Genomic DNA, 23768 nt, shown 5'->3' on the forward strand with positions numbered 1-23768 from the left:
AGGCGCGGTTCTTGCCCCGGCAGCTCGGCTTGCGCAAGCCGTCAAATCGCGCAGGCCTTCGCTTTTGCTGGGAAAGCGGCCGTTATCTTTGCGGCTGGAACGTGTGCTCCAGGCCCGGGAAGCGGCGGGCCTTGACGTCCTCGGCATAGGCTTCCGCCGCGCGGGTGATCTCCGGCGCCAGCGTGGCGAAGTGCTTGACGAAGCGCGGGGTGAAATCGTTGAACAGGCCAAGCATGTCGTCCGACACCAGGATCTGCCCGTCGCAGGCCGGCGAGGCGCCGATGCCGATCGTCGGGATGGTCAGTTCCTCGGTGATGGCGCGGGCCAGGGGTTCGATCGTGCCTTCGATCACCAGGGCGAAGGCGCCGGCCGCCTGAATGGCCAGCGCATCGCGGCGGATCTTCTCCGCTTCCTTGTCGTGGCGGCCCAGCGAGCGATAGCCGCCGGTGGTGTTGACGAGCTGCGGCATCAGCCCGACATGGCCGAGCACGGGAATGCCGCGCGCCACCAGGAAGGCCACGGTCTCGGCCATTTCCGCGCCGCCCTCGAGCTTCACCGCGCTGCAGCCGGTTTCCTTCATCACCCTTGCGGCATTGGTAAAGGCCTGCTCCGGCGAGGCCTGATAGCTGCCGAAGGGCAGGTCCACCACGATGCAGGCGGCATCAGCGCCGCGCATCACCGCCTGGCCATGGGCGATCATCATCTCCAGCGTCACGCCGAGCGTGGAGTCCATGCCATAAAGCACCATGCCGAGGGAATCGCCCACCAGAAGCAGGTCGACATGCGGGTCGAGCAGCCGGGCGATCGGCGTGGTATAGGCCGTCAGGCTGACGATCGGGCGCTCGCCTTTTAGTGCCGCGATGACAGGCGGGGTGATGCGCCGGCGCTTGGCGTGAACGCTCATGGCTCAGGCCACCGCCGCCATCAGCTGCGCCGGCTCGTAGACGCGGTTGTCGAGAAGCCGGGTCGCGCCGATGCGGATATAAAGGAGCAGCAGCACCGGGCCTTCGCCGATCCGCTCCGGCCTCTGCAAGGTCTCGGGGTCGCGCAGCGCCACCACCTCGGGCGTTGCCAGCGGCTCGGCGCGCACGAAGTCGCCGAGCGCGGCCTCCAGCGCCGCCACATCCGTCATGCCCTCGGCCATCAGCCTGGCGGCTTCATCAAGCGTGCGCGGCACGACCAGCGCGGCCCGGCGCTCGTCGGTGGTAAGATAGACATTGCGCGAGGAGCAGGCGAGCCCATCGGCCTCGCGCACCGTTTCCACGCCGATCACCTCGACCGGCTGCGCCAGATCCTCGACCATGCGGCGGATGAGCTGCAGTTGCTGGAAATCCTTCTGGCCGAAATAGGCGCGGCGCGGCTGGACGATGTTGAACAGCTTGGTGACGACGGTGGCAACCCCGGCGAAATGCCCCGGCCGTGCCTCGCCCTCCAGCACATTGCCGAGTTCAGGCACATCGACCACGGTCGCCATCGGCCGCGGATACATCTCTTCCACGCCGGGCGCGAAGAGAATGTCCACCTCATTTTCGGTGAGCAGGGCAGCATCGCGGTCGAGATCGCGCGGATATTTGGCGAGATCCTCACCGGCGCCAAACTGCAGCGGATTGACGAAGAGGCTGACCACGACCAGATCGTTTTCCGCCCGGGCGCGGGCGACCAACGTCATATGGCCCTGATGCAGATAGCCCATGGTCGGCACGAAGCCGATGGAGCGGCCGGTCTTGCGCTGGATCATGAGCCGCTGGCGAAGCTCGACGATCCCGGTGATCACTTCCATGACGATCCCTCCGCTGCGGCATTGCTTGCGCGAATGCCCGCTGCATAGGCCGGCAGCTACTCCACCGGCGATTTTCGCGCCTGCCTAACCGCTGGCGCGGCGAAAGGCAATCGGGCGCGCCCGCGCTTTGCCCGATCCCGCGTCAAACGGCCGGCCTCAGCCCGCCGTCATTGCCAGCCATTCGTCTTCGGTGAGCACGGTCACACCGAGGCCGCGCGCCTTGTCGAGCTTGGAGCCGGCATCGGCGCCAGCCACGAGATAGTCGGTCTTGGCGGAGATCGAGCCGGAAACCTTGGCGCCCAGCCGTTCGGCACTGGCCTTGGCCTCGTCGCGCGTCATCTTCTCCAGCTTGCCGGTGAAGACCACGGTTTTGCCAGAAACGGGCGAACTGGCGGCGGCCACAGGCTCGGCGGCAAGCGGGGTCACCTCCTGCAGGAGCCGGCCGACCACGTCGAGATTGCGCGGCTCGCGGTAGAATTCCACCAGCGCCCGGGCCACGACCTCGCCGATGCCCTCAATGCGGTTGAGATCCTCCCAGGCCTCCGAGCCCGGCGTGGCGGCGATCATCGCGGTGGCGAAGCTGTCGTAATCGCCATAGGAGCGGGCGAGCAGCTTGGCATTGGTCTCGCCGACATGGCGGATGCCCAGCGCATAGATGAAGCGGTGCAGCGCCACCTGCCGCCGGCCATTGATCGCCTCGAACAGCTTGCGCACGCTGACGCGGCCGAAGCCGTCGATGTTCTCCAGCTTGGTCAGCGAGGCCTGCTGGCGCCGCTCCAGGGTAAAGATGTCGGGCGCAGTGCGGATGGACAGCGCCGGGTCCTCCGCCGTGAAGAAGAAGTCGATCTGCCTGGCGCCCAGCCCCTCGATGTCGAAGGCATTGCGCGAGACGAAATGCTTGAGATGTTCCACCGCCTGGGCGCGGCAGACGAAGCCGCCGGTGCAGCGCGTTACGCTGTCGAGCTTGCCGGTCTTCTCGTTCTTCTCGCGCACAGCATGGCTGCCGCAGACCGGGCAGACCCGCGGAAACGCGAAGGGCACGGCATCCTCCGGCCGCTTCTCCAGGACGATATCGACGATCTGCGGGATCACGTCGCCGGCGCGCTGGACGATCACCGTGTCGCCGATGCGGATATCGCGCCCCTCGCGCAGCGGCTGGCCGGCATTGCCGATGCCCTTGATATAGTCCTCATTGTGCAGCGTGGCATTGGTGACGACCACACCGCCGACGGTGACGGGCGTGAGCCGCGCGACCGGAGTCAGCGCGCCGGTGCGGCCCACCTGGATGTCGATGGCGGTCAGGTGGGTGAAGGCCTGCTCGGCCGGAAATTTGTGCGCCGTGGCCCAGCGCGGCGAGCGCGAGCGGAAGCCGAGCCGGGCCTGCAGGTCCAGCCGATCGACCTTGTAGACCACGCCGTCGATATCGTAATCGAGATCGGCGCGCGCGAGACCGATGGCGCGGTAATGGCCGAGAAGATCCTCCAGCGTCGAGAGCCGCGCCATCAGCGGGTTGATCGGAAAGCCCCAGCGGCCGAGCGCGGCCACCATCTCATATTGCGTCTCCGCCGCCATGGCCGACATCTCACCCCAGGCATAGGCGAAGAAGCGCAGTTTGCGCGTGGCCGTCACTGTCGCGTCGAGCTGGCGCAGCGAGCCGGCGGCCGTGTTGCGCGGATTGACATAGGTCTGCCGGCCCTCGGCCTCCATCTGCGCATTGAGCGCGAAGAAATCGCTGCGGGCCATATAGACCTCGCCGCGCACCTCCACCACATCCGGCGCGTCCTCCGGCAGGGTCTCGGGGATCTCGGCGATGGTGCGGATATTGGCGGTCACGTTCTCGCCGGTCGTGCCATCGCCGCGCGTGGCGCCGGTCACCAGCCGCCGGTTCTCGTAGCGCAGCGACATGGAGAGGCCGTCGATCTTTGGCTCGGCGGTAAAGGCGATGGAGCCATCCGGGATCTGGCCGAGGAAGCGATAGACGCTGGCGAGGAAATCCTGCACGTCCTCGTCGGAAAACACATTGTCCAGCGACAGCATGGGCCGGGCATGCACGACCGGAGCGAAGAGGCCGGAAGGCGCCGCCCCCACATGGCCCTCGGGACTGTCCGGCCGCCTCAGCGCGGGAAAGCGCGCCTCGATCGCCTGGTTGCGCCGCTTCAGCGCGTCATAGTCCGCATCCGAAATCTCCGGCGCATCCTGGCCGTGATAGAGCGCGTCATGGCGGGCGAGCTCGGCGGCGAGAAAGGCCAGCTCCTCGGCGGCATCGGCGTCGGTCAGGTCGGCCACGGGCTTCCGGTCGGTCATGCGTCTACTCGAAACAGGAGCGGCCGGTGCGAAACTCCGCAATCCGCCGCCATCACAAAAGGAAAAAAGGCCAGCCTGTCCAAGACGGGGCAGGCCACCGCCTTCATAGCCTATCGCGCCCGGCTGCGGGAGGGCGAAAAGCCGTCTGTGGATAGGGCGGGGAGCAGCGGCAGAGGGACAGCCGATGCCCCACGTGGCGCGTCAAAGGCCTCCGCCTAAGCGGCTCGACCCCCTTAGCCTCAGCCCCGCGCCGGCTTGTCCAGATGGATCGTCACCCAGCCATTGCGCCAGAGCGTGCGCAGATGGCGCAGGCGCTGGCCCTTATAGGCGGCCAGCACCCTCCAGCGCTGCTCGGCCAGGATGCCGGAAAGGATGACCGAGCCGCCCGGCGCCAGCTCCGCCACCAGCTCCGGCGCCATGCGCATCAGTGGGCGGGCGAGGATATTGGCGATGATCAGGTCGAAGGGCCCGTGGCGGCGGAAGGCAGGTGACTGGAAGCCGGCCGCTGTCTCAACCGCAATTCCCGAGGCGATGCCGTTGCGGCGGATGTTTTCGCGCGCCACGCGCGTGGCCACGGGGTCGATATCGGTGGCGAGCACCGGCACGGCGGCGAGCTTGCGCGCGGCGATGGCCAGCACGCCGCTGCCGGTGCCGAGATCCAGCACCCGGCCCGGGCGGCGGGCGCGCATGACGCTGTCGATCATTTCCAGACAGCCGGCCGTGGTGCCGTGATGGCCGGTGCCGAAGGCCTGGCCGGCATCGATCTCGATGGCGACATCGCCGGTGCGGCGCTTGTCGCGATCATGCGAGCCATGCACCAGGAAGCGGCCTGCGCGCACCGGCTTCAGCCCTTCGAGCGAGAGCGCGACCCAGTCGAGATCCGGCAGGATCTCGGTCTCGATCACGGTTCCCGGCAGCACGCCTTCGACGATGGCGGCAAAGCGCGGGTGGATCTCCTCCTCCTCGTCGCGCATCAGATAGACCGAGGCTTCCCAGATGTCGGCCTTCTCGTCCATCTCCATCGTGGCGATGGCATAACCTTCATCCTCGAAGGCATCGGTCATCGCCGCCAGCAGGCGCTCGGCCTGCTTCTCGCTGGCGCGCACGAAAAGCCGCATCTCGCTCAAGGGTCATCCTCCGTCCGGCCGCGTCCATCCGCGGCGCATTCTTCGCGTGGGTCCGGCGCATCCTGCCGCCCGACCATCGGAGCGAGGCGTTACCACAGGACGGGCGGCGCGCAAACGCCTTCCTGCCCGCAAAGCGCGGGGGAGGGCTTGGCCGGGCGGGGTCAGCCGGCGGCGAGGTTCTTCAGCTTCTGCACGGCCGTCTCGGGATTTTCCCCATAGGCGATGGTGCCGCGGAAGCGGCCCGTGGCATCGAGCAGGAAGACGGACGCGGTGTGGTCCATGGTGTAGTCGCCGTTCGGCTGGGCCGGGTCCACCGGCACCTTGCGGGCATAGACGCGGAAGCCCTTGACCATCTCCATCACATCCGCGGGCTTGCCCGAGAGGCCGGTGATACGGTCGGAGACATTGGCGACATAGCGCCCCAGCACCTCCGGCGTGTCGCGCTCGGGATCGACGCTGACGAAGAAGGCCTGGAGCTTGCCGCCTTGAGGGTCGGCCTGATGCAGCCAGCCGTTCATCTCGAACAGGGTGGTGGGGCAGACTTCCGGGCAATGGGTGAAGCCGAAGAAGAGAAGGGTGGGCTTGCCCATGAAGGCCTCGCGCGTGACCGTCGCGCCGCTGCCGCTCGTGAGGGTAAAGGGCACGCCGAAGGGGCCGTCACTCGCCACCGGCTGCGCCTGGCCGCGATTGGACACTTCATAGGTCACCCAGCCCAGCGCGCCGGCAAGAATGGCCACGAGCAGCCAGAGAAGGACGCGCAGGGATTTCAGCATGAAGGCAATCCGGGATCGAGGCAGGGCATGGCCGGTATAGACCGAGCCGATGGGTGGCGACAATTCACCCTGTCGAGATTGCCCGACGGCGCGTCACGACGCCGCAGCCGCTCGAACACACCACCGCGTCACAGGCACCAGGACAGGCCGGACTGGCCAAGCACCAGCACCATATCCGCCGCATGGGCCAGCCATCCCTGAAAACCGAGCATGGCGACGAGGGCCAGGATGAGGCCGAGAAGGACAGCGGGAAGGGTGGCGCGCGGCACGGCAGACATGCGCAAAGTCTAGCTGCCGCCCAGCCTTTTGAAAAGCCGTGCTTTCTGCTCATTCGGCCGGGCGCGTCTTAGCAAAAGCTTTACCGCCTCGTGCCACAGTCGGCGTGAGAACAGCAACATCCGGGCAAGGCGGTGCATGACCGCGGCTTACTCCGGCTTCGGGAACCAGCCTTATGAGCAACACCATCAAGCAGTCGGGCGCCTATCTCGAAATCGTCTCCTTCCATCTCGGCGATCAGGAATTCTGCATCGACATCATGGCGATCCGCGAAATTCGCGGCTGGGCGCCGGTGACGCCCATGCCGCACACGCCGCCTTATGTTCTGGGCCTGATCAACCTGCGTGGCGCCGTCATCCCGGTCATCGACATGGCCTGCCGCCTGGGCATGAAGATGACGGAACCCTCCGAGCGCGCCGCCATCATCGTCACTGATATTGCCGGCAAGCTGGTCGGCCTCCTGGTCGAGCAGGTTTCCGACATGATGACCATCCGCGCCGAGGATCTGCAGCCGGCGCCGGAAATCATCCCCGAGGAGCAGCGCGCCTTCTGCCGCGGCATCGTCGCGCTCGAGAAGAACATGGTCTGCTTCCTCAATCTCGACACGGTTATCGCCGACGAACTCGCCCAGGCGGCCTGAGCCCGGCGATCCGATCCGCTGGCCCTTCGGCGGCCGGCGAACGGCGTGCCTGCGCGCGACCATGTCGGTCGATCCGATGCCGTGTGCGGCGCGACAAGAGCGGCCGAACGCTGATGCCGAACCCTGGCAGGGCGGGCCGTGCGTGACCGCGCGCGTGTGCGGTTTGCGACTGCCAGAAGGACAAGACCCGCATGAAATGCCTCCTGCTCATCGATATTCAGAACGGTTTCTGCTCCGGCGGCAATCTGGCCGTGCCGGATGGCGAGGCCGTGGTGCCTGTGGCCAACCGGCTGATGGCCGAGGGCGGCTACGACCTGATCGTCGCCTCGCAGGATTGGCATCCCGCCGACCATGGCAGCTTTGCCTCGCAGCATCCCGGCCGCAAGCCCTTCGAGACGGGCACGCTCGGTGGACGGCCGCAAATGCTCTGGCCCGACCATTGCGTCGAAGAGACGGCTGACGCGGATTTCCATCCCGACCTCGACACCGCGCGCATCGACTTCGTGCAGCGCAAGGGCATGGATTCCGATGTCGACAGCTATTCCGCCTTCCGCGACAACGACCAGCTCGCCCTGACGGGGCTTGCCGACTATCTCTCTGCCAAGCACGTGACCCGGCTGGATATTTGCGGTCTGGCAACGGATTATTGCGTGCGCTTTTCCGCGCTCGACGCCAAGGCCATGCTGCCGGCGGTCAATGTCAGGGTGATCGAGGATGCCTGCCGGGGGATCGACCCCGCAGGCGTGGAAGCCGCCTATGACGCCATGGCGGCGGTCGGCATCGGCTTGGTCACCTCCGCCACGGTGCTTGCGGAACAGGCCTGAGGCAGGCTCTTGGCCCGCCGGCGCGCCTATTGCGGCGCGCCTTCGGTCCAGGTCACCTGTTGGCCATAGAGCGGCACGGTGGAAATCGACATCTTGGCGGAGCCATCGACCAGTTCGCGCGAATGGGCGAGATAGATGAGCGTGTTGTTCTTCTTGTCGTAGATGCGGTTTACCACCAGCTTTTTCCAGATCAGCGACATGCCCTCGCGGAACACCTCCTCGCCATCCCGGCTGAGATCGATCTTGCCGATGGTGATCGGCCCGGTCTGGCGGCAGGCGATGGAATTGTTGGAAGGGTCCTCGAACCAGTTGCCCTTCTTCAGCCGGTCGAGCACGCCCCGGTCGAAATAGGTCACATGGCAGGTGACGCCCTGCACCTTTGGATCGCTCACCGCATCGATCTTGATGTCGTTGCCCATCCAATCGACGCCGACCTCGCCGACCGTGTCGGCGCGGGCATGGGCGCTGAGCGTCGGCAAGGCGAGGCAGGCCGCCAGCGCGAGGGCGGGAAAGCTACGGAAATTTCGGGACATCGGTCACTCCGGGATCATGAGCTGTGCCAGAGATAAGATCTCTTCGCGACGATACAATGGAGCCTGCGGGCTGCCCGGGTGCCTGTGCGTCTAGACATTTCTAATGCGCTGATTTAATAAGATTATTTGTTTCCGTACAGCAGGGCTGCGGTGCCTGCGGCGGCGCAGTTCGCGCGCCGTTTCCCGCCCTTCGGCGCGCATGTCGGCGGCGCTCGGCGCGGCAATGGGCCGGACGTAAAGGAAACGGTTACCATATTCCGCCATTCTTTAGCCGTCTCCGGATGGTGTGGACAGCGTGCGACAAGCGAATCGCGCACGGCACCTCCGGATGGCCGGCGCCGCCCGCCAGGCTTGGAGCTTGAGGGGATGGGGAAATCCGGCACGATTGGGGGCAGTTCATCTTTTCCTTGGGAAGCGGTGGGCCGCTTAATCCTCTTGTTCTCTCGGCAATTCCGTATGGGAAGGGCATGATATGCCTTGACCTGCGGTCGGCCGAGCGTGGTTTTTAGAGTTCGGGTTGATGGCGCACGCGATCGAAAACAGCATGGGAATGCGGGACTGGGATGCCAAGCGCAAGCGGTCCTCCGCGCGGGCCGGCAAAGGCGTGCCGGCGCTGCTGGGCTTCGGGCTGGCCGGCGGCGCGGCCATGGCCTGCTGGCTGATGACCATGGCGACGATGCATCAGGTCTCGGCCGGCATCGATCCCCTGTCGCGGCCGCGCTTCGATGCATCCCTGGGCCTGGCCTCCGCCACGCCGGTGAACCGCGAGCGGCTGGTGCACCCGTCCAAATTCACGCGTCTCGGCCGCGCGCCGCTCGATGTTGCCGCCCGTGCCGTCACCCATCCCGAAACGCCGCAGGCGGCGCTGAAGGTGCAGTCGGCCAAGCTCGGCCTGGCGCTGGCGCTGGCCAAGTCCAATGCCGATCTGAGGCCGGCCATGCAGATGGCGGCCGCCGTGCCCGCGCCGAGCGCCGCCGCGCCGGCGGCAGCGCCTGCGCCCATCGGCACGATTTCCACCGTTCACGTGGCCGTTGCCACGCCGACGCTGCCGCCGGCTCCGGCGCTACCGGCAACGCCGGCCGTGCCCACCGTCAGCCTTCCCTCGCAGATGGACATTGCCGAGGCGGAAGCGGCGCCGATCCGGCCGCATGCCATGGTGGAGCCGAGCCCGGTAAAGACTGGCACGGTCTCCGGCCCGTTCAGCCTGGTCCTGTCCAACTCCGAAACCGCCGAACCGCTGCCCGATCTCGGCCCCATGCCGCTCTCGCGCCCCGGCGCCGCTGCCGAGGCCCGGCGCCTCGCCCCCGCCAAGGTGGAAGAGGAGGAGGATGATGACGACGCCAAGCCGTCGGTCGTCCGCCGCAAGCCGGCGCGCACGGAGCTTGCCTATGCCAAGCCGGATGCGCCAATCGATGATGAACCGCCGATCCGCTCGCCGATGCTCGGCCGCAAGGGCGTCGCCATCTATGATATTTCCGCCGGCCGCGTGCACATGCCCAATGGCGAGGTGCTCGAGGCGCATTCCGGCATCGGCAAGATGCGCGACAATCCCGATTTCGTTCACGTGCCCATGCGCGGGCCGACACCGCCGGGAACCTATAAGGTGACGATGCGCGAGGCGAAGTTCCATGGCGTCGAAGCCGTGCGCCTGACGCCGATGGACGGGGTTGCGCCGCATGGCCGCGTCGGCCTGCTTGCCCACAGCTATCTCCTGCGCACCCGCGGCGACAGCCATGGCTGCGTCGCCTTTGCCGATTATCCCCGCTTTCTCAAGGCCTTCAAGCGCGGCGAGATCTCGCAGATGGTCATCGTCAAGAGCATGAAGGGCGGCTTCTCCCCGCAGAAGAAGACGCTGGCCTCGCTGTTTTCCTGGGGCAAGTGAGCGCGGCGGGCGACCCTCTCGAGCCGATGCGCGCCGCTGGCCGGCGCGCGCCGGAGCCCGTGGTTGCGCCCGTCGAAATCCTGCGCATCACCCAGGCGACGCGGGCGACCTTTGCGGATCTGTTCATCCGCATGGGCTTTCTCTGCTTCATCCATCGCGGCGAGAAACGCGTGGTCTGTCCGCGCAAGGGCGAGATGATCGGGCGGGAAGGCGATCTGATGATCTTTCCGCCGGGATCGATCGTCACGCTCGAAAACCGGCCACTGCTCAACGGGCAATATGAGGCCGACGGGGTCTATTTTTCCTCCGAACTGATCGAGGCGGTCTTTGCCGATCAGCCCGCCGGCGGCGGGCCGGAGGTGCAGATCCTCACCGCCGTGGCCCACCGCCCGGAGGCGGTTCTGGCGCTGATCCGCCAGACGCTCGAGGATGCCGCCCTGCCGCCGCCGATCCGGGCGCATCGCCTGGTCGAGCCGCTGATCTGGCTGCGCCATCATGGCATTCGGCTGCGTCCGCTGCCTGCGGATGAGCCGCTCGCGCGGCTGCGCGGGCTGATCGAGACCGATCTCAGCCATCCCTGGCGGGCGGCGGAGGTGGCCCGCCATTTCGCCATGAGCGAGGCCAGCCTGCGCCGCTGGCTGGGGCGCTCCGGCCATGGCTTTCAGCAGATCCTGCAGACGACGCGGCTGGAAAAGGGCCTGACCCTGCTGCAGACCACCCGCTTGCCGATCTCCGAGATCGCGCTCGACTGCGGCTTTAAGACGCCCTCGCACTTCTCCGATTCTTTCAGGCAGCGTTTCGGCATCAAGCCGAAGGCGATCCGCACGGCGGCAGACTGATCGAAATCCGATAGTTTCTGCCCGGCAGCCGGAAGCGGCGAACACCCGGCCGTCCTACACAGACAGCGTCGTCATCACATCTCACGGAGAAAGGGTGAACATGCTTCTGACGAGGATTTTTGGCCGGGCGGCTCAGGCTGTCCTGCTGGCCACAGCGCTTGGCGCGGCAGCCCAGGCGCAGGATTTCAAGCTCACCAGCCCGGCCTTTGCCGAGGGCGCAAAGCTTTCGACGGATCAGGTGTTCAAGGGGTTCGGCTGCGAAGGCGGCAATCTCTCGCCCGCGCTCTCCTGGTCGGGCGCGCCCAAGGGCACCAAGAGCTTCGCATTGACCGCCTATGATCCGGATGCGCCCACGGGCTCCGGCTGGTGGCACTGGAACATCGTCGATCTGCCGGCCGACACCACGGCTCTGAAGGCCGGCGCCAGCGGTCAGCCGGCGCTGCCCAAGGGGGCGGTGGAGCTGCGCAATGATTATGGCGTCACCGGCTTCGGTGGGGCCTGCCCGCCGCCGGGCGAAGTGCACCGCTATATCTTCACCATCCATGCGCTGGATGTGGAAAAGCTCGATCTGCCCAAGGATGCCTCCAATGCGCTGGCCGGCTTCATGATCGGTGCGCACCAGATCGGCGCGGCGAAGATCACCGCCGTCTACAACCGCTGAACCGCTGGAACAGAGACGGCGCCGGGCCTTTCCGGCGTCGTTTCTCTAAGAAACCTGCGGCGGCTTACTGCGCCGCCTCCAGAAAGCTCTCCAGCACGCGCTTCTGGCCGGCACGGTCGAAATCGATGGTCAGCTTGTTGCCCTCGATCACCGCAACCGTGCCGTTGCCGAACTTCATGTGGAAGACCCGGTCGCCGATGGCAAAGCGCGAAGGCGTGTCGACCGTGGATTTCGCCACCAGCTCGCCCTCGATCGTGCGGGCGCGTGGACCGCTTTCGCCATAGCCGACGCGCTCGACGCCGACGCCGGAACGGTTGCCCCAATTGCTGCGGGTGGCGTCGGTGCGGTTGGCCTGGGCGCGCTTCCAGCCGGGGGTGGAATAGGAATTGGCAAAAGCATCCTGCGTGTCGAAGCGCGACTGGCCGTAGCCGCCGCGTCCATAGCCGCCATAGGAGCTCTCGCTTTCGGCCACTTCCACATGCGGCTCGGGCAGCTCGTCCAGGAAGCGGGAGGGGATGGTCGATTGCCAAAGGCCGTGGATGCGCCGGTTGGAGACGAACCAGAGATGGCAGCGGCGCTTGGCGCGCGTCAGCCCGACATAGGCCAGCCGCCGCTCTTCCTCCAGGCCCGAGCGCCCGCCTTCGTCCAGCGAGCGCTGATGCGGGAACAGGCCTTCCTCCCAGCCAGGCAGGAAGACCGTCTCGAACTCCAGACCCTTGGCCGAATGCAGCGTCATGATGTTGACGGCGTCGAGATTCTCGTTCTGCTCGGCATCCATCACCAGCGACACATGCTCCAGAAAGCCGCGCAGGCTCTCGAAGCTTTCCATCGAGCGGATCAGTTCCTTCAGGTTGTCGAGCCTGCCCGGCGCATCGGCCGATTTGTCGGCCTTCCACATGTCGGTATAGCCGGATTCTTCCAGAATGATTTCGGCCAGTTCGGTATGCGGCGTGGTCTCCAACAGGCCCTGCCAGCGGCGGAACATGGTGACGACGTCGAACAGCGACTTGCGCGCCTTCGGCTTCAGCTCGTCGGTCTCGATCATCTCGCCAGAGACCTGGAACATCGGGATATCACGGGCGCGCGCCTGGTCGTGGATCAGCCGCACCGTAGTGTCGCCGAGCCCGCGCTTGGGCACATTGATAATCCGCTCGAAGGCCAGATCGTCGGCCGGCTGGCAGACCATGCGGAAATAGGCCATGGCGTCGCGGATTTCCTGGCGCTCGTAGAAGCGCGGGCCGCCGATGACGCGGTAATTGAGGCCGAGGGTGACGAAACGGTCTTCGAATTCGCGCATCTGGAAGGAGGCGCGCACCAGGATCGCCATATTGTTCAGCGGATGTTTCTGCCGCTGGAGCTGCTCGATCTCCTCGCCGACGGCGCGGGCCTCCTCCTCCGAGTCCCAGGCGGCATGCACCTTGACCTTCACATCCTCGGGATCGGCGCGGTCGGTAAACAGCGTCTTGCCGAGCCGCCCTTCATTATGGGCGATCAGATGGGCGGCGGCGCCGAGAATATGCGCGGTCGAGCGATAGTTGCGCTCGAGCTTGATGACCACGGCGCCGGGAAAATCCTTCTCGAAGCGAAGGATATTGTCCACCTCCGCCCCGCGCCAGCCATAGATCGACTGGTCGTCGTCGCCGACGCAGCAGATGTTCACGCGCTGGTCGACGGCCTCCACAGCCTCGCCTGCGGGGATGAAGCGCGCGCCGGCATCGGCAAAACCCTGCGCCGAAGCGTTGGCCGGGGCGGGCCGGCGGGCGCGCGGCCGCTGGGCCAGCAGGCGCAGCCAGAGATATTGCGCGGTGTTGGTGTCTTGATACTCGTCCACCAGAATATAGCGGAAACGATCGTGATATTCGCGCAGAAGATCGGGATGGGCGCGGAAGACGGCGATGGGATGCAGCAGCAGATCGCCGAAATCGCAGGCGTTCAGCGTCTTCAGCCGGGCCTGATAGGCGGCATAGAGTTCGCGGCCCTTGCCATTGGCGAAGGCGCGGGCGTCGCCCTCGGGAATATCGGCGGGCAGCAGCCCCTTGTTCTTCCAGCCGTCGATCATGCCGGCAAACTGCTTGGCCGGCCACCGCTTGTCGTCCAGCCCCTCGGCCTGGATGATCTGCTTGATCAGCCGCACCACATCGTCGGTGTCGAGAATGGTGAAGTCGGAGCGCAGGCCGGCGAGCTCGGCATGGCGGCGCAAAAGCTTGACGCCGATCGAGTGGAAGGTGCCGAGCCAGGGCATGCCCTCGACGGCACCGCCGACGAGAACGCCGACGCGCTCCTTCATCTCGCGCGCCGCCTTGTTGGTGAAGGTCACTGCGAGGATCTGTGAGGGATAGGCACGGCCAGAGGCGAGGATATGGGCGATGCGGGTGGTGAGCACGCGGGTCTTGCCGGTGCCGGCGCCAGCCAGAACCAGCACCGGACCGTCCAGCGTTTCCACCGCCTGGCGCTGCTCGGGGTTCAGGCCGGAGAGATAATCGGGCACGCTGGGGCCGCCGCGCGCCGCCATGGCGCGCGCGGCAATGCCGCTAGCGGCCGGGCGCGGGGAGGCTGCGGGCTGGTGGCGCGTCTCGTCCGGGCGCGGCGCCTCGGCCGGGCCGCCGGTCGCTCGTCCACGCGGGGCGCGCGCAGGCGGCTCCTCGTCGAAGAAGGGAATATCGTCAAAACCGTTGCTCATGGCGTCCCAATGTAGTGATTCGGCCTGCAAAGGCCATAAGGCTGTTCTGCATTTATTCCGCCAGTCCAGCCGTTTCCCGCCCTCTATACACCGAGGATGCGACCTCATCGCGCGCCGATGACAATTTCGTCAGCGGGCTGCGAAGCGGTTGCGTCCCGCCATTGCGGGGAGGATAGTCCCGCCCGTATCGATGGCCTTGCGGGATCTGTCCACCGGGGTCTGGCCACGGGGTCGCCGTCATCCCGGACGCGACCCGCGGCAGGAACGGTCGTGATGATGGCGCGCAAACATGGCTGCGGTGGGACCCTTTGCTCTGGTGGCGCGTCATCGGAGTGAACCGCGCCGATCCGTTCTCCCGTTTGCCCCGTAGAGACCGCGTCCCGCAGATCGATCGATGTCGCAATGCGAGGCGGCCGGCCGCGAAAAGGCGGACGGACGCCTGATAAAGACGAAGGGAACCGCCACAGATGCGCCTGTCGACGCAGCTTGTCATCGCAACCGTGCTTCTGGTCGCCACGCTTGTGGTGGCCGTGCGCTTTGTCCCGGGCGCAGCCTCGAAGCTCGAGAGCGCAGGGGTTCCCGCATCGCTTGCCGGACTTATCGCCGGAAAGCCGTCGGCGGGCGCTCAAGGCGCGGCGCGCGAAACGACGGGTGCGCTTGCGCGGCAAGGCGGCGGCGGGCGCAATGGTGCTTCCGGCCCTCCGATCGTCGTGGTCCAGGCCGTGGCCATGGGGGTCGTGAACGACCGGATCGAAGCGCTCGGCACCGGCGAGGCCCGCAGCACGGTCTCCGTAACGCCGCTGTCGACCGGCAATCTGGCGCAGGTGCTGGTGACTTCAGGCGATCGCGTCGAGATCGGCCAGGTGATCGCCCGGCTGGACAATGACGCGCAGACCATCGCCGCCGAACAGGGGCGCGTCGCCGTGGAAAAGGCGCGCGATGCGTTGGACCGTAACCGCAGGCTCGGCAATGCCGTGTCGATCGCCGCCCTGCGACAGGCCGAATTCGACCTTCAGGCCGCCGAGCTGGAGCGGCAATCGGCCGAGCTGGAGCTGAAGCGGCGCGATATCGTCTCGCCGGCCAAGGGCGTGGTCGGCATCATCACCGCCAATCCCGGCGATTACGTCACGACCTCGACCGCCGTTGCCGTGGTCGATGATCGCAGCGAGATCCTTGTCGATTTCTGGGTGCCGGAGCGGCTCTCCAACCAGATCCGGGCCGGGCAGCCGGTTTCCGCCACCGCCGTGGCAATGCCGGCGCGCGATTTCGCCGGCACCGTTTCCGCCATCGACAACCGCATCGACCAGGCCAGCCGGACGCTGCGCGTGCGCGCGCGCCTCGACAATCCCGATGATGTGCTCAGGGCCGGCATGTCCTTCTCGGTCCAGGTCCGCTTCCCCGGCGAGACCTATCCGGCGGTCAATCCGCTGGCGGTACAGTGGAGTTCCGATGGCGCCTTCGTCTGGCAGGTGCTGGACGACAAGGCCAGGCGCGTGCCCATCAAGATCATCCAGCGCAATTCCGATGCCGTGCTGGTGGATGCGGCGCTCAAGGAAGGCGACCGGGTGATCATCGAAGGCGTGCAGCGGGCGCGCGAGGGCGGGCCGGTGCGCATCGAGGGCGCTGATCCCGCACCCTCCACCCGCAATCAGGAGATTTCCAAGGCGGAGGGCCGCTCGTGAAGCATGAACTGCCCCGCATCGAGCCGACGCCCGTGCCGGCAAGCCCCGAAGGCGGGCAGGCCGGATTTACCGCGCTGTTCGTGCGCCGGCCGATTTTCGCGCTCGTGGTCAATCTCCTGATCATCGTCGCCGGGCTTGCGGCGCTGAACGGCATCGAGGTGCGCGAACTGCCGCAGGTGGACCGCCCCGTCGTCTCGGTCACCACGACCTTCGATGGCGCCTCGCCGGAGACGGTGGACCGCGAGATCACCTCGGTGGTGGAAGGCGCGGTCAGCCGCGTCCAGGGCATCAAGAATATCTCCTCCACCTCCGAATATGCCCGCAGCCGGGTGACGCTGGAGTTTTCCGACGCCACCGATGTCAGCCAGGCCGCCAATGACGTGCGCGACGCGCTGGGCCGGGTGACCAACACCCTGCCGGAAACGGCGGATGCGCCGCAGATCGTCAAGGCCGATGCCGACAGCCAGCCGATCCTGCGCCTGGCGCTCACCTCCGACAGGCTTTCGACCGAGGACCTCTCGCTGCTGGCCGAAAACGAGGTGACCGACCGTCTGGCTGCCGTCGAGGGCGTGGCCGACGTGCAGCTCAACGGCCAGCAGGAGAAGATCTTCCGCGTCGATGTCGACCAGAACAAGCTCGCCGCGCGCGGGCTGACGGTCGCAAACCTGCGCAATGCGCTGGCCACCGCCGCGCTCGACGTGCCGGCCGGCTCGCTCACCAGCGCCAATCAGGATATTTCGGTGCGCGCCACCGCCGATCTGCAGCGGCCCGAACAGTTCGAGCGGCTGCTGCTTGCCGACAATATCCGGCTCGGCGATGTCGCCACCGTCACCATCGGCCCTGACATCGGCACGTCGGCGCTGCGCTCCAATGGCAGCCCCGGCATCGGCCTGGGCATCATTCGCCAGGCGCAGTCCAACACGCTGGATATTTCCGAAGGCGTGCGCCGCACCGTGGGCGAGATCAATGCGGTGCTGCCCGAGGGCACGCGGCTGCAGATCACCAGTGACGACGCCGTCTTCATCGAAGGCGCGATCCATGAGGTCGAGATCGCGCTGGTGGCGGCGGTGCTCGCCGTTACCGTGGTCATCTATCTCTTCCTGCTCGACTGGCGCGCGACTCTGATCCCGACCATGACCATGCCAATCGCGCTGATCGGCACCTGCGCGGCGATCTATCTCGCGGGTTTCTCGATCAATATTCTCACGCTGCTCGCCATCGTTCTGGCCACTGGCCTGGTGGTGGACGATGCCATCGTCGTGCTGGAGAACATCGTGCGCCGGCGTTCGCAGGGCGTGGGGCCGCGCGCAGCCGCCGTGTTGGGCACGCTGGAGGTGTTTTTCGCCGTGCTGGCGACCACGGCCACGCTCGCGGCCGTCTTCATCCCGCTTTCCTTCCTGCCCGGGCAGACCGGCGGCCTGTTCCGCGAATTCGGCTTCGTGCTGGCCTTTTCCATCCTGCTTTCCGCCTTCGTGGCGCTGACGCTCTGCCCGATGCTGGCGGCGCGCATGCTGAAGCCCCATGCCGCCTCCCATGGGCGCAAGGGGCCGCTCGCGCGATTGGGCGGGCTGTTGTCGGGGGCCTATCGCCGCGCGCTAGCCGCCTGTCTCAATGCGCCCTTCGTGGTGCTGGTCGTGGCTGGCTTGGTGGCGGCTGGCGGCGGCATCGCCTTTACCGCGCTGACCTCGGAACTGACGCCGACCGAGGATCGCTCGCGCATTCTCCTGCGCATCCAGGCGCCGCAGGGCGTGTCGCTCGATTATACCCAGGCGCAGATGCGCCGGATCGAGGACGGGCTGAAACCTCTGGTAGAGCGTGGCGAGATCGCCAATGTCTATTCCGTCTCCGGCCAGGGCGCCGCGGTCAACTCGGGCTTCATGGTGCTGTCGCTCGCGCCCTGGAGCGAGCGCAGCCGCAGCCAGCAGGAGATTTCCCGCGACATCACCCGGATCACCGCCGCCATTCCCTCGGTGCGCGCCTTCCCCGTTCAGCCCAACAGCCTGGGCATTCGCGGCGCCGGCAATGGCCTGCAGGTGGCGCTGGTCGGCAATGATTACGGGAAGCTGGGAACCGCCGCTGCTGCCCTTGTGCGCAAGCTGGAGGATAGCGGCCGTTTCGAGAATGTCCGCCTGAACTATGAGGCCAATCAGGCACAGCTTTCCGTCACCATCGACCGCGAGCGCGCCTCCGACCTCGGCATCGACATCACCGGTCTCTCGGCCGCCCTTCAGGCCATGCTCGACGGCAACAGCGTGGTCGATGTCTTCGTGGAGGGCGAGGCCTATCCGGTGAAGCTGGTCTCCACCACGCGGCCGGTGAACGATCCGACCGACCTTGGCAATCTGTTCCTCAAGACCGGGGAGGGGCGCATCGTGCCGATGTCGACCATCGCCTCGATCGAGGAGCGGGCGGTGGCGCCGCAGCTGGAGCGCCAGGCGCAGCTGCGCGCGGTCTCGCTTTCGGCAGGCCTGCGCGAGGGGTTCGGCTTGAGCGAAGCGCTGACCTTCGCCCAGGAGGCGGCCGCCCCGCTTCTGCCGCCGGGCTCACGCTTGGTGCCTCTGTCTGAGGCGGCGACCCTCGGCGAGAACGCCAATGGTCTGGTGATCACCTTCGGCTTCGCGCTGGTCATCATCTTCCTGGTGCTGGCAGCGCAGTTTGAAAGCTTCATCAGCGGCGTGGTCATCATGTTCACCGTGCCGCTGGGGCTTGCCTGTGCCGTCTTCGCCATGCTTCTGACCGGCACCACCCTCAATATCTACAGCCAGATCGGCCTGGTTCTGCTGGTCGGCATCATGGCGAAGAACGGCATCCTGATCGTCGAATTCGCCAATCAGCTGCGCGAGCACGGCCAGGGCCTGCGTGAGGCGATCGAGAATGCCGCCAATATCCGCCTGCGCCCTGTCATGATGACAATGATCGCCACCATCGTCGGCGCGGTGCCGCTGGTGCTGGCGAGCGGGGCGGGCGCGGAGGCGCGCATCGCGCTCGGCTGGGTGCTGGTCGGCGGTCTCGGGCTTGCCACCGTCGTCACCCTGTTCCTGACGCCGGTCGCCTATCTGGTCATCGCCCGCTTTTCCAAGCCGCAAGCCGACGAGGAGCGCCGGCTGGCTCAGGAGCTGGCGCTTGCCCGCCAGCTCGAGCCGGCCTCCTGACGCGCTCGTGGCTGCCATCCGTCCTCTGGCGGGTTGCGGAACCGTTGCGGAATCGACACCCAGGCCGCGGGAAATCGGGGATGGCCGGGCGCGTGCCGACGGCTTGCGCAACATGTTCTGGACAAAGCGCTTTTGTTTCCTAAGAGTAGCGCCTGACTATCCCTGAAAGCGGCGGCAGGCGGCTGGGCGAGGCGGCGGCAGGCGGTTTATCCATCGTGCCGGCCGAAGGGGCGCGGAGGCTGAGGCGATCTTCAGGTCCATTCGTGCCACCCTTTGCACCTTGGCGACCGTCCGGTCTCTTGGCTGTTTGACGGGAAGGGGCTCGCCCTGTCGGCGTGCCCGCTGGAACATAAAGGCTGTTGCGTCCTGGTGCTTTCGCGGATCTTCGTCGCTGTCGGTGGACTTCTGGTCGTGGCGCTGTTTGGCGCCCTGATTGCCCCCCTGTTCATCGACTGGACCAATTTCCGCCAGGATTTCGAGCGGGAGGCCACCCGCATCATCGGCCAGCCGGTGACCGTGCATGGCAGTGTCGATGCCCGGCTGATTCCTTTCCCCTCGGTCACTCTCAACGACGTGCGCATCGGCCGCGGCGAGGATGGCGCGCCGCTGGTCTCGGTGGCGCATTTCTCCATGGATGCGGAGCTGGCGCCGTTTCTGAGCGGCGAGGCGCTGATCTTCGACATGCGGCTCGACCAGCCCAAGGCGCGGCTGAAGCTTCTGCCGGACGGCACGCTGGACTGGGCGCGCGGGCGTCAGGCATCGATCCCGGCCAAGAGCGTCGTTCTCGAGAAAGTCTCGGTCACGGGCGGCGAAGTCGCCTTCATCGACGAACAGACAGGCCGCACGCGCCGTCTGACCGGGCTCGATGCCGATCTCTCCGCCCGCACGCTCGCCGGTCCCTGGCAGGTGGAAGGGCGCGGCGCGCTGGATGGCGAGGCCGGGCGTTTCTCGCTGTCCAGCGGCGAGCCCGACAGCGAAGGCGCGCTGCCGCTGCGCGCGCGTCTCATTCCCGACAAGCGCCCCTTCGGCTTCGATCTCGAAGGGCTGCTGAAGATCGTCGATTTCCGCCCGCTCTATCAGGGCAAGTTCACCCTCACCGAAAATCGCGGCCAGCAGGCCCAGGACGCCAAGGGCGCCGATGTGCAGGCGCCGCGCATCACCGGCACGTTCGAGCTGACCAATGAGCGCATCCGCGTGCCGGATTATCGCCTGGAGGTCGGCCCGCGCGACGATCCCTATCTCGTCACCGGCGAGGCGACGCTGGATACAGGCAAGGTGCCGCAATTCCTCCTGCTCGCCAATGGCCAGCAGATCGATGTCAGCCGCATCGGCAACCGCGGCGGCGAGGCGGGCAAGACCAATCGCAATCCGGATGTGTCCGTGCGCCAGCGGCTGCAGGCGATGCTGAACATTCTGGCGGATATCCCGATCCCGCAGGTGCCGGGACGGGCCAATCTGCGCCTGCCGGCCATCGTCATCGGCGACACCACGGTGCGGGACGTCCGGCTGGATCTCAGGCCCGACCGGGCTGGCTGGCTGGTCGACAATGCCGTGGCGCAACTGCCCGGGCGCACGCAGCTGGAAGCCAAGGGCCGGCTGACGCTGGTTGGCCAGCGCGCTTTCCGGGGCGATCTGCTGATGGCCTCCACCCAGCCTTCGGGGCTTGCCTCCTGGCTTGCCGGCTCGGTAGATCCGGCGTTGCGCCGCCTGCCGACGGCGGGCTTTTCCGCCAGCGTCAATCTGACCGACAGCCTGCAGCAGTTCGAGCGGCTGGAAATCGCCGCCGGTCCGGCCACGCTGCATGGGCGCATCGAGCGCCAGTCGCTCGCCGATGCGCCGCCGACGCTCACCGTTCAGCTCAAGGGCAACCGGATCGATCTCGACGCGCTCAGGGCGCTGACGGGCCTGGTGGCCGGCGATACCTCGACCGAGACCGTGCTCGCCCACACCATTGCCGCCGATATCTCGGCTGAGGAGTTCTCCGCCTTCGGCGAGACGGCGCGCGACGTGCAACTGATCGCGACCTTGAAGAACGGCCAGATCCAGGCCGAGCGCGTCTCCGTCGGCGATCTCGCCGGTGCCCAGCTGGCGCTTTCGGGCCGCATGAGCGGGCAGCTGTCCAGCCCGGCGGTGGCGGCCAAGATGAAGATCGCGGCGGAGGACCTCACGCCGCTTCTCCAGCTCATCGCCCGCCACGCCCCCGCCCACCCGGCCTTCGAGAGGCTGGTGCGCGCCGGCCCCTATTATGCCAATGCCGCGCTCGATTTCACGCTGACGACCGGCGCCAAGGATGGCGCGGCGACGGCCAATTTCGGCATGGTCGGCACCGCCAATGGTTCGCGCATCGCCGTCAATTATCAGGCGCCCGACCTCGCCAAGGCGCTGAAGGGTGAAGGTCTCCTGCTGGAGGCGACGATCGAGAACCCGTCGAGCCTGGTGGTGCTCGGTCAGGCCGGCTTTGATCCCCTGCCTTTCGATCCCGACGGCAATGGCCAGATGTCGCTCAGGCTGCAGGAAACCGACGGCAGCAAGGCGAATGGCACGCTGACCTTCAATACCCAGAACACCGCTTTGTCGCTGACCGGCGAGGCGGATCTGGCGGCTGCGGATTTCCTTGCAGGGCAGGGCAAGCTGTCGCTCGAAAGCCGCGATCTCGAACCGCTTCTGCTGCTCCAGGGCATTTCCCTGCCGCAGATGGGCATGGGGCTTGCGGCCCAGCTCAAGGCCGACGTGACGGTCAGCCGCGAGGCGGTCGCGCTCGCCAATCTGCAGGGCCAAGCCGCCGGCGACAATGTTTCCGGCACGCTCAATTTCAGCCGCACCACGCCGGGCAAGGCGGATGGCAAGCTCGCCGTCGATACGGTCAGCCTGCCCTGGATGGCCGAAGGCATTTTCGGCCCGCTGACCGAACCGGCTGCCGAACAGCTCTCGGATGCCAAGCTGCCGGCCGCGCCCTGGACCGGGCTCGACATGACGGTGGCACTGACGGCCAAGCAGTTCTGGCCGGGGCTCTATGGCGCGATCGACAATTTCTCCGGCACGCTTGCCTGGCGCGGCGACCAGCTGGCGCTGACCGACGCCAAGGGCGACTGGCTGGGCGGCAAGGCCAGCGGCCAGCTGACCACCGGCAGCAATGGCGGCTCGGGCTTCCTGCAGGGGAAGCTGATGATCGCCGGCGGCGATCTCGGCCGCGCCGTGTGGCAACGCCAGGGCGCGCCGGTCGCGCGCGGGCTGGGCGATTTCGCCGTTGCCTTCAATGCCTCCGGTAAGAGCCCGCAGGCCATGGCGCAGTCGCTGACCGGTTCGGGCACGCTCGCGGTGAAGGATCTGACGCTCAGGGGCCTCAACACCCGCGGTTTCAACGCGTTGCTCGCCGCTGCCGACAAATTGGAAGGCGACGTCACCTCCGCCCAGGCCGGCGAGATCGCCGGGCCGCTGCTTTTCGGCGGCGAGGCGGCGCTCAGCTCGGTCACCATTCCCTTCAGCCTGGCGGGCGGAACCCTGCGGGCGCAGGAGATTACGGCGGGCGATGCCGCTGCGGCCGTGAAGGGCAATCTGGAACTGCGCCTGCCGGAAGACCGGATCAACGGCGTGCTGTCGCTGACTTACAAGGCCGGTGACGCGACGCTGGCGGGCGCCGAGCCGGCCGTCGACCTGCGCGTTGCCGGCCGTCTGCAGGATCCGGGCGTGAGCGTGGATTACAGCCCGCTTGCCAATTACCTGTCGCTGCGCGCCTTCGAGCGTGAGCGCCGGCGGGTGGAGACGCTGCAGGCCAATGTGCTGGAAAAGCAGCGCCTGCGCCGCGAGGCCGCCCTTCTGCGCGCCCAGCAGGCCGCGCGCGAGGCCGAACGCCTGCGCCGGCTGGAGGAAGAGCGGCGCCGGGCGGAGGCCGAGCAACAGCAACGTATTCAGGCCGAGCAGGCCCGCGCGGCGGAAGAGGCGCGCCGCCAGGCGGCGGCGGCCAAGGCGGAGGCAGACCGGCGCGCTGCCGAGGCGGCGGCAAAAGCCGAAGCGGAACGCCGCGCAAACGAAAGCCAGGCACCGGTTCTTCCGGTCAGCCCTTCCGACAGTGTGGAGCGCGGCCGCACCCTCGCGCCGCCACAGGATGCGCCGGGATTGGGCCTGGACCCGCCGGGCCGACGTCCCGATCTCGATTTCCAGAGCCTGCCCGGCGTGCCGTCGCCCTGAACGCATCGCGCACCGGCGCCCTTGTAGCCTCGCACTGAAAGTCCACGTGTTTGCAAGTCGTGGCGCGCCCTCATCTGCCTATCGGCATCCGACCGGGGACGAGCCACGGGTCTCGTCCCGTCCTTCGGACCCCGATGGGAAGAAGAGACCCAGCCGATAGAATGGCGCCTCCATCCAGCTCACCGGAAAGAATGCATAAACCGCATTTTCTTAGAGCATCGGACCGAAAAGTGGGAACCGGTTTTCGGAAAAATCCGATGCAAAAACAAAAAGGTAAAGCATCGGACTGCGTACGATTTCCAGTCTGATGCTCTAGGGGTGGCGGAAGGGCGAGGCGGCGGCGCGCGTTTCTTCTCCCCTACGGGGAGACGGTGGCCCGAAGGGTCGGATGCGAGGGCAGTCAGGGTCGCAAATCGTTTTGTCGTCC

General features: G+C 66.9%; 16 protein-coding genes. 8 read left to right on the top strand and 8 right to left on the bottom strand.

Features of this window, described 5'->3' with window-relative positions; all coding sequences use genetic code 11:
* Positions 1-82: 82 nt before the first annotated feature.
* From panB to BJF92_RS25705, 6 genes are all read right to left on the bottom strand, one after another.
* A complete protein-coding gene (panB, locus tag BJF92_RS04420; RefSeq protein ID WP_075633561.1) occupies positions 83-904 on the bottom strand; it encodes a 3-methyl-2-oxobutanoate hydroxymethyltransferase in 822 nt (273 codons plus the stop codon).
* Positions 905-907: 3 nt separating this feature from the next.
* The gene (gene panC / locus BJF92_RS04425) at positions 908-1780 is read right to left on the bottom strand and encodes a pantoate--beta-alanine ligase (RefSeq protein WP_075633562.1); all 873 of its coding nucleotides are present in this window, start codon (positions 1778-1780) and stop codon (positions 908-910) included.
* A 156-nt stretch (positions 1781-1936) separates the two neighbouring features.
* Positions 1937-4084 carry an NAD-dependent DNA ligase LigA gene (gene ligA / locus BJF92_RS04430; protein ID WP_075633563.1) on the bottom strand — a complete coding sequence of 716 codons (2148 nt, stop codon included), beginning with the start codon at positions 4082-4084 and terminating at the stop codon, positions 1937-1939.
* Positions 4085-4323: 239 nt separating this feature from the next.
* On the bottom strand, positions 4324-5211 hold the full coding sequence (locus BJF92_RS04435) for a 50S ribosomal protein L11 methyltransferase (protein WP_075633564.1): 888 nt from the start codon (positions 5209-5211) through the stop codon (positions 4324-4326).
* Between the two features lie 161 nt (positions 5212-5372).
* Positions 5373-5984 (bottom strand): SCO family protein, encoded by a 612-nt coding sequence (locus tag BJF92_RS04440; protein WP_280938371.1) that lies wholly within the window; start codon positions 5982-5984, stop codon positions 5373-5375.
* Between the two features lie 128 nt (positions 5985-6112).
* The gene (locus BJF92_RS25705) at positions 6113-6262 is read right to left on the bottom strand and encodes a hypothetical protein (protein WP_198931522.1); all 150 of its coding nucleotides are present in this window, start codon (positions 6260-6262) and stop codon (positions 6113-6115) included.
* A gap of 173 nt (positions 6263-6435) precedes the next feature.
* Here BJF92_RS25705 and BJF92_RS04445 point away from each other — a divergent pair, with 173 nt between their 5' ends.
* Both BJF92_RS04445 and pncA read left to right on the top strand, forming a co-directional pair.
* A complete protein-coding gene (locus BJF92_RS04445) occupies positions 6436-6900 on the top strand; it encodes a chemotaxis protein CheW (RefSeq protein ID WP_075633565.1) in 465 nt (154 codons plus the stop codon).
* A gap of 191 nt (positions 6901-7091) precedes the next feature.
* Entirely contained in the window at positions 7092-7724 is a 633-nt protein-coding gene (pncA, locus tag BJF92_RS04450) for a bifunctional nicotinamidase/pyrazinamidase (RefSeq protein WP_075633566.1), read from the top strand.
* Positions 7725-7750: 26 nt separating this feature from the next.
* On the opposite strand, the gene BJF92_RS04455 is transcribed toward pncA, so the two are convergent.
* A complete protein-coding gene (locus tag BJF92_RS04455) occupies positions 7751-8257 on the bottom strand; it encodes a CreA family protein (RefSeq protein WP_075633567.1) in 507 nt (168 codons plus the stop codon).
* A 520-nt stretch (positions 8258-8777) separates the two neighbouring features.
* On the opposite strand from BJF92_RS04455, the gene BJF92_RS04460 reads away from it, so the two are divergent.
* From BJF92_RS04460 to BJF92_RS04470, 3 genes are all read left to right on the top strand, one after another.
* Positions 8778-10139: a DUF2778 domain-containing protein gene (locus BJF92_RS04460; RefSeq protein ID WP_078057837.1), complete on the top strand. Its 1362-nt coding sequence runs from the start codon at positions 8778-8780 to the stop codon at positions 10137-10139.
* 59 nt (positions 10140-10198) lie between these two features.
* The gene (locus BJF92_RS04465) at positions 10199-10978 is read left to right on the top strand and encodes a helix-turn-helix transcriptional regulator (protein ID WP_245294657.1); all 780 of its coding nucleotides are present in this window, start codon (positions 10199-10201) and stop codon (positions 10976-10978) included.
* A gap of 100 nt (positions 10979-11078) precedes the next feature.
* Entirely contained in the window at positions 11079-11639 is a 561-nt protein-coding gene (locus BJF92_RS04470; RefSeq protein ID WP_075633568.1) for a YbhB/YbcL family Raf kinase inhibitor-like protein, read from the top strand.
* A gap of 64 nt (positions 11640-11703) precedes the next feature.
* Here the strand turns inward: BJF92_RS04470 and BJF92_RS04475 are convergent, their stop codons facing one another.
* Positions 11704-14151, bottom strand: coding sequence for an ATP-dependent helicase (locus BJF92_RS04475; protein ID WP_483444622.1), 2448 nt, complete (start codon positions 14149-14151; stop codon positions 11704-11706).
* A gap of 635 nt (positions 14152-14786) precedes the next feature.
* On the opposite strand from BJF92_RS04475, the gene BJF92_RS04480 reads away from it, so the two are divergent.
* From BJF92_RS04480 to BJF92_RS04490, 3 genes are all read left to right on the top strand, one after another.
* Positions 14787-16001, top strand: coding sequence for an efflux RND transporter periplasmic adaptor subunit (locus BJF92_RS04480; RefSeq protein WP_075633570.1), 1215 nt, complete (start codon positions 14787-14789; stop codon positions 15999-16001).
* 17 nt (positions 16002-16018) lie between these two features.
* Entirely contained in the window at positions 16019-19153 is a 3135-nt protein-coding gene (locus BJF92_RS04485) for an efflux RND transporter permease subunit (RefSeq protein ID WP_075633930.1), read from the top strand.
* A gap of 369 nt (positions 19154-19522) precedes the next feature.
* Positions 19523-23341 (top strand): AsmA family protein, encoded by a 3819-nt coding sequence (locus BJF92_RS04490; protein ID WP_075633571.1) that lies wholly within the window; start codon positions 19523-19525, stop codon positions 23339-23341.
* Positions 23342-23768 lie beyond the last annotated feature (427 nt).

This window comes from Xaviernesmea rhizosphaerae, from assembly GCF_001938945.1.
GTDB classification, from domain to species: Bacteria; Pseudomonadota; Alphaproteobacteria; order Rhizobiales; family Rhizobiaceae; genus Xaviernesmea; species Xaviernesmea rhizosphaerae.